At 43.2% G+C, this 11,472-nt stretch carries 6 protein-coding genes; 1 reads left to right on the forward strand and 5 read right to left on the reverse strand.

The window, feature by feature from the left end; all coding sequences use genetic code 11:
- Positions 1-169: 169 nt before the first annotated feature.
- Together rpoB and QMF79_RS06370 are read right to left on the reverse strand one after the other, a co-directional pair.
- Positions 170-4,198 (reverse strand): DNA-directed RNA polymerase subunit beta, encoded by a 4,029-nt coding sequence (gene rpoB, locus QMF79_RS06365; protein ID WP_281773171.1) that lies wholly within the window; start codon positions 4,196-4,198, stop codon positions 170-172.
- 326 nt (positions 4,199-4,524) lie between these two features.
- Positions 4,525-4,992 (reverse strand): hypothetical protein, encoded by a 468-nt coding sequence (locus QMF79_RS06370; RefSeq protein ID WP_281773172.1) that lies wholly within the window; start codon positions 4,990-4,992, stop codon positions 4,525-4,527.
- Positions 4,993-5,687: 695 nt separating this feature from the next.
- Here QMF79_RS06370 and QMF79_RS06375 point away from each other — a divergent pair.
- The gene (locus QMF79_RS06375) at positions 5,688-6,431 is read left to right on the forward strand and encodes a DeoR/GlpR family DNA-binding transcription regulator (RefSeq protein WP_281773173.1); all 744 of its coding nucleotides are present in this window, start codon (positions 5,688-5,690) and stop codon (positions 6,429-6,431) included.
- A 50-nt stretch (positions 6,432-6,481) separates the two neighbouring features.
- Here QMF79_RS06375 and trkA read toward each other — a convergent pair whose 3' ends face one another.
- The 3 genes from trkA to selB form a co-directional block, all read right to left on the reverse strand.
- Positions 6,482-7,858, reverse strand: a complete 1,377-nt coding sequence (gene trkA / locus QMF79_RS06380; RefSeq protein WP_281773174.1) for a Trk system potassium transporter TrkA — start codon at positions 7,856-7,858, stop codon at positions 6,482-6,484.
- Between the two features lie 146 nt (positions 7,859-8,004).
- Positions 8,005-9,306 carry a 16S rRNA (cytosine(967)-C(5))-methyltransferase RsmB gene (gene rsmB, locus QMF79_RS06385; RefSeq protein WP_281773176.1) on the reverse strand — a complete coding sequence of 434 codons (1,302 nt, stop codon included), beginning with the start codon at positions 9,304-9,306 and terminating at the stop codon, positions 8,005-8,007.
- Positions 9,307-9,358: 52 nt separating this feature from the next.
- Positions 9,359-11,227: a selenocysteine-specific translation elongation factor gene (gene selB, locus QMF79_RS06390; protein ID WP_281773175.1), complete on the reverse strand. Its 1,869-nt coding sequence runs from the start codon at positions 11,225-11,227 to the stop codon at positions 9,359-9,361.
- Positions 11,228-11,472: the final 245 nt, after the last annotated feature.

Below are 11,472 nucleotides of genomic sequence, written 5' to 3' on the forward strand. Positions count from 1 at the left end.
CGCTTGTTGATGCCCCTTGAAATTATCCCCCCTCTTTGAGCTCCGAGGGGTTAGGGGAGATTTGGCAGTAGTCAAAACGGAGTTCAGAGGGGAAATTAATATCGCTATCAAATCTCCCCCTGCCCCTCTTTTCTAAAGAGGGGGGCTTTCTTTCTCCGCCAAAACTCAATTACGCCTCATCTAACTCCATATCAATCGCTAATGCACGGATTTCTTTGGTGATTACGTTGAACGACTCTGGAATACCTGGTTCCATATAGTGCGTGCCGTCCACGATGTTTTTATACATCTTCGTACGACCGTTCACGTCATCCGATTTCACGGTTAGCATTTCTTGAAGAGTGTAAGCCGCACCGTATGCTTCTAATGCCCAAACCTCCATCTCACCGAAACGCTGACCACCGAATTGTGCTTTACCACCAAGCGGTTGTTGTGTAACAAGACTATAAGAACCTGTTGAACGTGCGTGCATTTTGTCATCAACTAAGTGGTTCAATTTGAGCATATACATATAACCAACGGTTACAGGACGCTCGAATTTCTCACCAGTGCGACCGTCAAATAAGGTGATTTGACCTGATGTTGGTAAGCCGCCAAGCTCTAATAAGCCTTTGATTTCGCTTTCGTGTGCACCATCAAACACTGGTGTTGCAAGCGGTAAACCTTTACGGAGATTTTCAGCTAAACGCATAATCTCTTCATCAGAGAAGGTGCTTAAATCCACTTTTTGTGAACCGTGACCTAAATCATATGCTTTTTGGATATATTCACGTAATTTCGCCACTGATTGTTGCTGTTTAATCATCGCATTGATTTGGTCACCGATACCTTTCGCCGCTAAACCTAAGTGGGTTTCTAAGATCTGACCGATGTTCATACGTGATGGAACGCCCAGAGGGTTCAACACGATTTCCACAGGCTGACCGTTTTCGTCGTATGGCATATCTTCAACTGGGTTGATTTTTGAGATAACCCCTTTGTTACCGTGACGGCCCGCCATTTTATCCCCTGGTTGGATTTGACGTTTCACAGCAAGATACACTTTCACCACTTTTAACACGCCAGGAGCTAAATCATCGCCTTGAATAATCTTATTACGTTTAACTTCAAGTTTACGTTCGAACTCTTTACGTAATTCATCATATTGTTCTGCAAGTTGTTCTAATTGGTTTTGTTTCGCTTCATCTTCAAGCGTTTGTTCTAACCATTTTTCACGAGAAACTGCATTTAAAGTCGCTTCTGCCACGCCGCCTTCCACTAAAAGGCTACGTACGCGTGCGAATAAGCCCGCCTCTAAGATCTCTAACTCTTCGGTTAAGTCTTTTTTCGCTTCGCGAAGCTGCATTTCTTCGATTTCTAATGCACGTTTATCTTTTTGTACACCATCACGCGTGAAGACTTGAACATCAATAACCGTACCTGAAGTACCGTTTGGTACACGAAGTGAAGAGTCTTTTACATCAGAGGCTTTCTCACCAAAGATTGCACGTAAAAGTTTTTCCTCTGGGGTTAATTGGGTTTCACCTTTAGGGGTAACTTTACCCACTAAGATGTCGCCACCTTTTACTTCCGCCCCCACATAAACGATACCTGATTCATCTAGTTTGCTTAATGCAGATTCACCCACGTTTGGAATATCCGCGGTGATCTCTTCCGCACCTAACTTGGTATCACGTGCTACACAAGATAATTCTTGAATGTGGATTGTCGTGAAACGGTCTTCTTGAACCACACGCTCAGACACTAACATTGAGTCTTCGAAGTTATAACCATTCCAAGGCATGAACGCCACGCGAATGTTTTGACCTAACGCTAATTCACCTAAGTCTGTTGAAGGACCGTCTGCTAAGATCTCGCCACGTGCCACAGGCTCGCCCAAGTTCACACAAGGAATTTGGTTGATACAAGTGTTTTGGTTTGAACGGGTGTATTTGATTAAGTTGTAAATGTCGATACCCGCTTCGCCTGGGATCGTTTCATCTTCGTTTACTTTCACCACGATACGTGATGCATCAACGTATTGCACTATACCACCGCGTTTTGCAACTACCGCGACACCAGAGTCAAGTGCGATTGGTTTTTCCATACCCGTACCAACTAATGGTTTGTCCGCACGTAATGTTGGAACTGCTTGACGTTGCATGTTCGCACCCATCAACGCACGGTTCGCATCGTCGTGCTCTAGGAACGGAATAAGTGCAGCAGCCACAGACACCACTTGTTGGGTTGAAATATCCATATAGTGAACATCTTCTGGTTTATATAAACCAGATTCGCCTTGTTCACGGCAGGTTACATAAGTATCGGTAAAGCGGAACTCTTCGTCTAAGTTTGAGTTCGCCTGTGCAATAACGTATTTACCTTCTTCAATCGCAGATAAGTACTCAATATCTTCGGTTACTTGACCATTCACCACTTTACGGAATGGGGTTTCTAAGAAACCATAGTTATTAGTACGTGCATACACAGAAAGTGAGTTGATCAAACCGATATTTGGACCCTCTGGGGTTTCGATTGGACATAAACGACCATAGTGGGTCGGGTGTACGTCTCGAACCTCAAAGCCTGCACGCTCACGAGTTAAACCGCCTGGGCCAAGTGCAGAGATACGACGTTTGTGTGTTACCTCTGAAAGCGGGTTATTTTGGTCCATAAATTGCGAAAGTTGTGATGAACCAAAGAACTCTTTTACTGCTGCAGAAATTGGTTTCGCATTGATTAAATCTTGTGGAGTAACACCGTCTAAATCGCCTAAAGATAAACGCTCACGCACTGCACGTTCTACACGTACTAAACCAATACGGAATTGGTTTTCTGCCATTTCGCCCACGCTGCGAATACGACGGTTACCTAAGTGGTCAATATCATCTACTTCACCACGACCATTACGGATTTCGATGAGTTTCTTCATCACACCGATGATGTCGTCGTTGCTTAATACGCCTGAATCTTCGCCTTTTGCAATGCCTAACGAGCGGTTGAATTTCATACGACCTACTGCTGATAAGTCGTAACGCTCTGTTGAGAAGAACATATTATCGAATAAGCCTTCTGCAGCCTCTTTTGTTGGTGGTTCGCCTGGACGCATCATACGATAGATTTCCACTAACGCTGATAAACGGTCGTAAGTTGGATCTACACGTAACGTTTCAGAAATATAAGGACCGTGGTCTAAATCGTTCGTGAATAATACTTCGATCTCTTTATAACCTGCCTGTGAAAGGTTCGCTAACATTTCTAAAGAAATTTCCATATTCGCAGGGCAGATGATCTCGCCTGTTTCTAAATTCACATAGTCTTTCGCAGACACTTTGCCTACGATATATTCCACTGGCACATCAATTTTGGTCACGCCTGCTTTCGCTAAATCACGCGTGTGTTTTGCCGTGATACGACGACCTTTTTCTACGTAAACTTTGCCATCTGCTTCAATGTCGAATAACGCTGTTTCACCACGTAAACGCTCAGCCACAAGTTCCATTTGTAATTTGTTATCGCTTGAAACGGTGAACTTCACTTTTTCGAAGAACATCGAAAGGATTTCTTCAGTTGTATAGCCTAACGCACGAAGAATGATCGTTGCTGGTAATTTACGACGACGGTCGATACGTGCATATAAGTTATCTTTCGGATCGAACTCGAAATCTAACCAAGAACCACGGTAAGGAATAATACGTGCGTTATAAAGCACTTTACCTGAAGAGTGGGTTTTACCTTTGTCAGAATCGAAGAACACGCCCGGGCTACGGTGTAATTGTGAAACGATAACACGCTCAGTACCGTTGATGACGAAAGTACCGTTGTCGGTCATTAATGGGATTTCGCCCATATACACGTTCTGTTCTTTAATATCTTTTACCGTGCCCGCTGCGGCTTCACGGTCAAAAGTCACTAAACGTAATTTTACGCGTAATGGTGCAGCATAGGTTGTGCCACGAATTTGACATTCACGTACGTCAAAAACAGGCTCGCCAAGTTCGTAAGAAACGTATTGTAATTCTGTTGCACCGTTGTTGCTCACAATCGGGAATACAGAACGGAATGCCGCTTCTAAACCTTGTTGTCCTTCTGAATCTTGTTGAATAAATTTCTCGTAAGAATCAAGTTGGAGAGTTAATAGATAAGGTACGTTCAGAACTTGTGGACGTTTACCAAAGCTCTTACGAATACGCTTTTTCTCGGAATATGAGTATGCCATTTGTAGATAGCCTCTGATTTTTATGTATTTGGTTGAGATTTCACAATCCACACGAGAAAACTCGGCTGGAAGTGGCATTAAAATAGAGTACGATGTGTCATTTTCCTTTTTCCTCTCTTGAGTCAAAAATCACTACTGCAAGCGGTTAAAAAGGGGAAGGAATTTGCAAATTCAGCCACTAAAATGACAAAGTTCGCCGAATTTTATAAAGCACAAAAGGCTGACGATAATTCGCCAGCCGAAAACTTATGCAAAAATGGTTGGAGATTATAAAAGATTTTTGCTTTTTTGGCAAATTTTTTGCGAAAATTTGAGCGATTAAAGTTCTATTTATCAGAAGAAAAATTATTTCCTACACCACCGCCCCAAACTCCACCAGTTGCACCAATAACGCCCTTGCCACCTGCAACGCCTAAGCCACCAACAGCTTTAGCACCACCGCCAATTTTAGCTAATGAAGCACTTTTAAGAGCTGCTCCGCTTAACGTATTAATTGCCGTGCCTGTACTTGCCGTGCCTAACACACCGCTTGCACCTAGTGTTGCTACGATTGTTGGTGCTGCAACGGTTGCAGCTGCTACACCTGCTGCTGCAACTGCCACTGTTGTTACAGTCGGATTTTCTTTCGCAAAATCCGAAACAGCATCTGCGATATCACTTACTGTTTCAACTGTTGCTGAAATCCCATCTCCAACAAGATCAACGCTTTTTTCAATGGTGCTGAAAGTAACATCTAATGTTCCCATTGCAACATCGCCTACAGTTGAAACTGCACTTTCTACTGTATCTGTCACAAAATCCGTAGCTTCTGAAAAAACTTCATGAATAAAACCGAAAAGTCCCATATGCCAAATCTCCTATTTAAATAACAAATAAAAAAGCAAGCTAATTCATCAATAAATTAGCTTGCCATTTCCTAATTACCCGTGAGTTCTACGATACCATTTATTGTAATAGTATTCGTAATCTGAATCACGTCCACCTGATTCAATCCAATCATCATATTCAGGGCTATTTTTAAAACTATCTGACATAGCTAACACCTCATAAATTTAATTCATCAATATTGTTTAGTTGTTATGTCAATAACAACTAAAAAGAAGTATACTTCTTTGAAAAATCAACATTTATTTCTATTGATGAAGGAAAGGATAATGGATAAAAATCTCTTCAATCTCTTAATAAAAAGTGCAGAACAAATGGTTATGATTGAGAAAAAAACTCGTAGCTAAAGCTGAAAGCATTACAAAAATACCTCTAGAAAATGTATCGTGTGCGGATTTGCAAAATCCACACACATTTTCTCAAAACCTCAATACAAATTAACCGCTTACGTACGTGAACCTTTGTTTCACACACCCTACGAACAAAGTTTTATGTTGATGAATTTTGTGATCCCCCTCCCAATTTTCGCCTTTCTTGCTCGACAAGCGGTCTAATTTCGCCCAAAATTGGCAAATTCTTTTCCGATAAACCACAGGATGTGACGATGGAAAAACGCCACGAGCTGATTTTAGATTACTTAAAAGAGTATGAGGAGGCGGGTTCGGCAGAACTTGCCGAAAGTTTAGGGGTATCGATTGAAACTATCCGACGCGATTTAAACAAACTCGCTGATCAAAACAAGCTCTATCGCACGCACGGGGGAGCGATAAGTTTGCAAAGCCAGAATATTGGACAATCTTTTTCTACCCGTAAGAAATCCCATAATGACGGCAAAAAACACATTGCCGAGCTAATTCGCGAACAGATTTTTGAAGATGCGGTGATTGTGCTTGATGCCAGCTCAACTGCATGGTACATCGCCCAACGCCTACCCAACATTCCGTGCAAAATTATCACAAGCTCTATGCGGATAATCCATTCGCTTGCCCATAAGCCACATATCGAAACCATTGCCACAGGAGGGGTTTATTCCGAAAAATATGATGCTTTCTACGGCCCTTTTTCCGAGCATCTGTTCTCACGCTTACATATTGATATGGCAATTTTCTCGTGTACAGGCATTTATGAAGGAGCAATTTGGGAATCTAACCAACTTAATTTGCCATTTAAACGTAAAGTACTTGCAATGAGCAAGCAAAAATTCTTAGTTGCCGATCACTCCAAAATTGAACGAAAAGATGTGTTCAGACTTTGTAAATTGACAGAAATTGATAAACTGTTTACTGACGAACCGATTGCTGATGAGTTGTTATCGCAGTATCAAAACAGCGTAGAAGTAATTTGGTAATTTGTAAAAGAAAACCGACCGCTTGATCGGTGTTTTTATGCCTCAAATCGCTATAAGAAAAACGAACTTACTTGGAACAATTTTTCAATTTCACTCACGTGTTTTTTATCGTTTACGAACAAAATCACACGGTCTTCAGCTTGGATTTCAGTGGATTTGTGGGCAATCATCACCTGACTATCTCGCACAATTGCCCCAACAATCGCCCCTTGCGGAAGCTTAAGCTCTCGTACTTTTCTCCCTACCACTTTGGAAGATTCCTCATCACCGTGGGCGACTACTTCAATCCCTTCAGCCAAACCTTGTTTGAGCGAAACCACTTTCACAATATCGCCTTTGCGAACATAGCTAGAAAGTGCAGAAATAGTCGATTGCTGTGGTGACATCGCAATATCAATCGTCCCGCCTTGAATTAAGTGCAAATAAGACATCCGTTGCACCAACACAATCGCTTTTTTCGCCCCTAAACGTTTTGCCAACAGTGCCGCCATAATATTTGCTTCATCATCACTTGTCAGGGCGAGAAACAAGTCGATATTTTCGATATGCTCTTCAAAAAGCAACTCTTGATCCGACGCATCGCCTTGTAACACAAGGGCTTTTTCTAGCTTAGTTGAAAGTACTTCAGCTTTTTCACGGCTTCGCTCAATGATTTTCACGCTGCACTGATTTTCCAAATCCTTCGCTAACCCTAATCCGATTGAGCCACCACCTACAATCATCACTCGTTTATGCGGACGCTCCAAACGTTGCAGCTCGCTCATAATCGCCTTGATGTTTTGCGTTTCACAGATAAAAAAGACCTCATCACCTGCTTCGATAATAGTCGAACCTTGCGGAATAATGGCACGATCTTGTCTGAAAATTGCCACAATACGAGCTTCAATATAAGGTAGATGATCGTGCAGGGCAGAAATTGGGTAGCCGACCAAAGGCCCACCGTAATAGGCTTTAGTGCTAACAAGGCTGACCAAATCATCGGCAAAATGTGCCACTTGCAACGCCCCAGGATAGTTAATCAGACGTAAAATATCCTTTTGCACCAACAATTCAGGTGCAATCACGTGGTCTATCGGTAAATTATCGTTGCCGAACAGATGTTCACGCTCACGCACATAATCGCTGTTACGAATCCGTACAATCTTAGTCGGCACTTTGAACAAGCTATACGCGACTTGACTGGCGATCATATTGATTTCATCACTATCGGTCACCGCCACCAACATATCTGCATCGTTCGCTCCCGCCTGTCGCAAAATACGAGGCGATGCCCCATTGCCTTTTAGCACGCGTAAATCGTGCTTTTCCTGCAATTTATCAAGCAAATCTTGGCGATCATCAATCAGCGTGATGTCGTTTTCGTCATTAGAAAGCGAAGCAGCCAACGTTGAGCCTACTTGCCCCGCTCCGAGGATGATTATTTTCATAATGATTTTTTATTTTTATTGTATTACCCTCATTTGCGTAGGGGTGGGATTTATCCCACCCAATAAAACATATCATTGATATTGATTTCGGGCGGGGATAAACCCCGCCCCTACACAAAACAAGATTGCTACGAATTATATTGTTCTTATAAACCCACTTTTCTCAACTTCGCATAAAAGAATCCATCCCCGCCGTTGGACTGTGGGAAGAATTGTTTTTCAGCCACTTTTTCACCGTGGAAATCCATCTCCACCGCTTCAGCATCTGCGTGATTTTCAAGGAAACGTTGAATTTGCAAGCTGTTCTCTTCTGGCAAAATCGAGCACGTCGCATAAAGCAAAATGCCGTTTGGTTTTAATCTTGCCCAAAGTGCCTCTAAAATCTTAGCTTGCAAGTTGGCAAGTTCAGTAATGTCCGCTTCTTTGCGAAGCCATTTAATATCAGGATGACGACGAATCACGCCCGTTGCTGAACAAGGTGCATCCAGCAAAATACGGTCGAACATCACCCCCTTTTCAAGCCAGGTATCAGGCTGGCTGGCATCGCCACAAATCACAGTTGCGGATTGATTGAGACGTACTAAATTTTCCCGCACACGTTTCAAGCGATTTTCTTCAATATCTAACGCAAAAACGACCGCTTGCGGGGCTTTTTCAAGAATATGTGTGGTTTTGCCACCAGGCGCGGCACAGGCATCTAAAATCGTTTCACCATTTTGAGCATCCAAGAGTTCTGCCGACCATTGAGCGTGAGCATCTTGCACCGTCGCCCAGCCTTGTTCGAAGTGAGGCAATTGGTTTACCGACACTGGGTTCTCAAGCAAAATGGCACAATCAGGCACGCAAGCGGTCGGATTTTCACGTTGATTTGCCAACTCGCCCAATAAAGCCACATAATCTTTCGGCTGAATATGCTGCACGTTGGCACGAATCCACATCGGTGGACGCTGATTATTCGCCTCTACAATCTCACGCCAATGCGGATAGACTTTTTTGATTTTGTTCACAAACCATTCAGGGTGAAGCGTTTGCCAATGTTTATCGACTACAGCGAGAATTTGCTCTTGCTCACGCAGAAAACGACGCAACACGCCGTTAGTTAAAGCACGGAAACTGTCGAGTTTCAGCACTTTAGTTGCATTCACCACTTCATCCACTGCCGCGTGAGCTGGCACACGCATATAAAGCAGTTGATACAACCCAACTAACAGCAAGCAATGCACCAAACGGGTTTTGCCTTTAAGTGGTTTATCAACCAACTGTTTGATAATATTTTCTAGGCGAGGCAATACACGACACACGCCAAACGTTATCTCTTGCACCAATGGCATATCTTTAGGGTTGAGATGATTTTGTGCTTCGGGAATCAGGTTTGAAAGCGATTTGCCCTGATCCAACACCTCTAAAATAATTTGTGCGGCAACCGCACGGGGGGATTTTTTTTTCATCATATATTTTTTCTAAGAACATTCCCCCTCTTTAGCAAAAAGAGGGGTAATATTAAAAACTCTCCGCATCCCTCAACAGATGCACATTCCCTTTACGGCGGAGGAAACCTGTGCGATCAAAATACTCCATCAACTGCACGGTAAGTTTGCGTCCATATTGCAATTCATCGCGTAATTGATTAACAGAAATCTCACCGTGGGTTTGCACAAATGCTTTAATCCAGCCTGCAAATTGTTGGATTTGTTCAGCAAGTAAGAAGCGATCTTTGACAATTGGCACGGCATAGCCCAGTTTTCCTGCTTTATAGAGCAAGTTTCGCGTATCCGTTTCATCAAGGCTAAGCTCGGTTGCGATTTCTCGCACCCACAGGGCTTGATTAGTAGCTTCAAAAAGCGGTCGAATTTGTTGCCAGATTTGCAATTCTGTTGCCGAAAACTCAATGCGATGCTCAGGCAGGTGCACCCAACCACGCGTTTGAGCCAGCACGCCTTCGGCAACTAATTCATCTAGCCATTGCAACGCCAAACCTTCAGGCTGTTCAAGTACTGTCATTCGATAAAGGCGAGCTTTCGAAAGCCCTAGTTGGTCTTGATGGTTGGCGTGATATTCCGTTAGTTTCTCGACCATTCTTTGCTGGATTTGTTGCTTAAATTTGCAGGAGAAAATCCACTTATCGTAAACTATCGCATCTGTATTTTCAGGTAATTGGCTGGCAAAACGCTGTTCTGCCCAAAGCAAGAAATCCAACGTCAAAGCACGATTTTGCAACATCAACTCCAGACGAGCAGTAAAATCATCGCAAGCGGTTGTTTTTGCCAATTCATTGACAAAAGCAAGACGAGCTTCACTACGTTTATGGCGTTTAGTCGAATGAATCTCCAACACCTCCGCACTGCCAAGCGTTTGACGGTCATCACCGCTGCGAATAATCAACTTGTCGTTTACCGTAATGTGCAGCAGCTCATCCATCAAAATTTCTGCAAAATAATCGCCATTTTCCACCGCTTGTTTGGCGTTGAGCAAGCTCACTTTGCCCGTGATATGAGAAGCAAAATGGTAAAGATGAGCAACGGTACTCTCTTTTAACGGCTGAATCACGTTGAACCGTACGGTAATGCGGTCTGTCGCAAAATGTGGAACGAGTTCGGTAATCCAATCGCCACGCTGCACCTGCTCTTTTTCTACGTTCGCAATGTTAAGTGCTAATCGTTGCCCCGCTAAACCAATTTCTGACGGGCTATTTTGGGCGTGAATGCCTTTTACACGCACTTTTTTACCGTTTGTGAGGTAGAACTCCGAGCCAATTTTAACCTGCCCCGCCACTGCTGTGCCCGTAACCACCAAACCAGCTCCTTTCACATTGAACACGCGGTCAATAGCATAGCGGAACGGTTTGTCTATCGCACTTTTAACTTGTGTATTAAGGGCAATCAGATGATTTTTTAACGCTTCAATGCCCTGCCCTGTATGTGCCGAAGTCACAAAAACAGGAGCTTCCGCTAAGAAAGGATAACGGCTTTGAATGGAGTGAATTAGCTGTTCGATTTGACTTGTTTCCGCACGATCTGCTTTGGTAATCACCAGCATAATGTGCGAAAAACGGAGCAATCTCAGAATCTCAAGATGCTCTTCGGTTTGCGGCTTAATGCCCTCTTCGGCGGAAACTACCAACAAAGCGTGCTGAATGCCACCCACGCCTGCAAGCATATTCGACAAAAAGCGTTGATGCCCTGGCACATCGATAAAGCCAAGAATATCCTCCTTGCCGTTTGGCGTTTTGATCGGCAGATAAGCGTAGCCCAAATCAATGGTCAGCCCACGTTTTTTCTCTTCAGGTAAGTGTGCCGTATTTGTGCCCGTTAAGGCTTGCAATAGTGCGGTTTTGCCGTGATCGACGTGACCTGCGGTAACAACAATCATCTTATTCCCTTACTGAATTTCTGTATTTATTGTGGGCAATCATACCACACCCCGCCTTTTTACGCTAAAATAGCCTTATTTTTGCCGATAAATTTATTTATAATTTTTAATAGGAAAAACAATGCGTACAAGTCAATATTTATTCTCCACCCTTAAAGAAACGCCAAATGATGCTCAGGTAGTGAGCCATCAATTAATGTTGCGTGCAGGTATGATTCGCCCAATGGCATCAGGTTTATATAACT

This window comes from Pseudohaemophilus parahaemolyticus (assembly GCF_938021905.1).
In the GTDB taxonomy this organism is placed as follows: domain Bacteria; phylum Pseudomonadota; class Gammaproteobacteria; order Enterobacterales; family Pasteurellaceae; genus Haemophilus_A; species Haemophilus_A parahaemolyticus_B.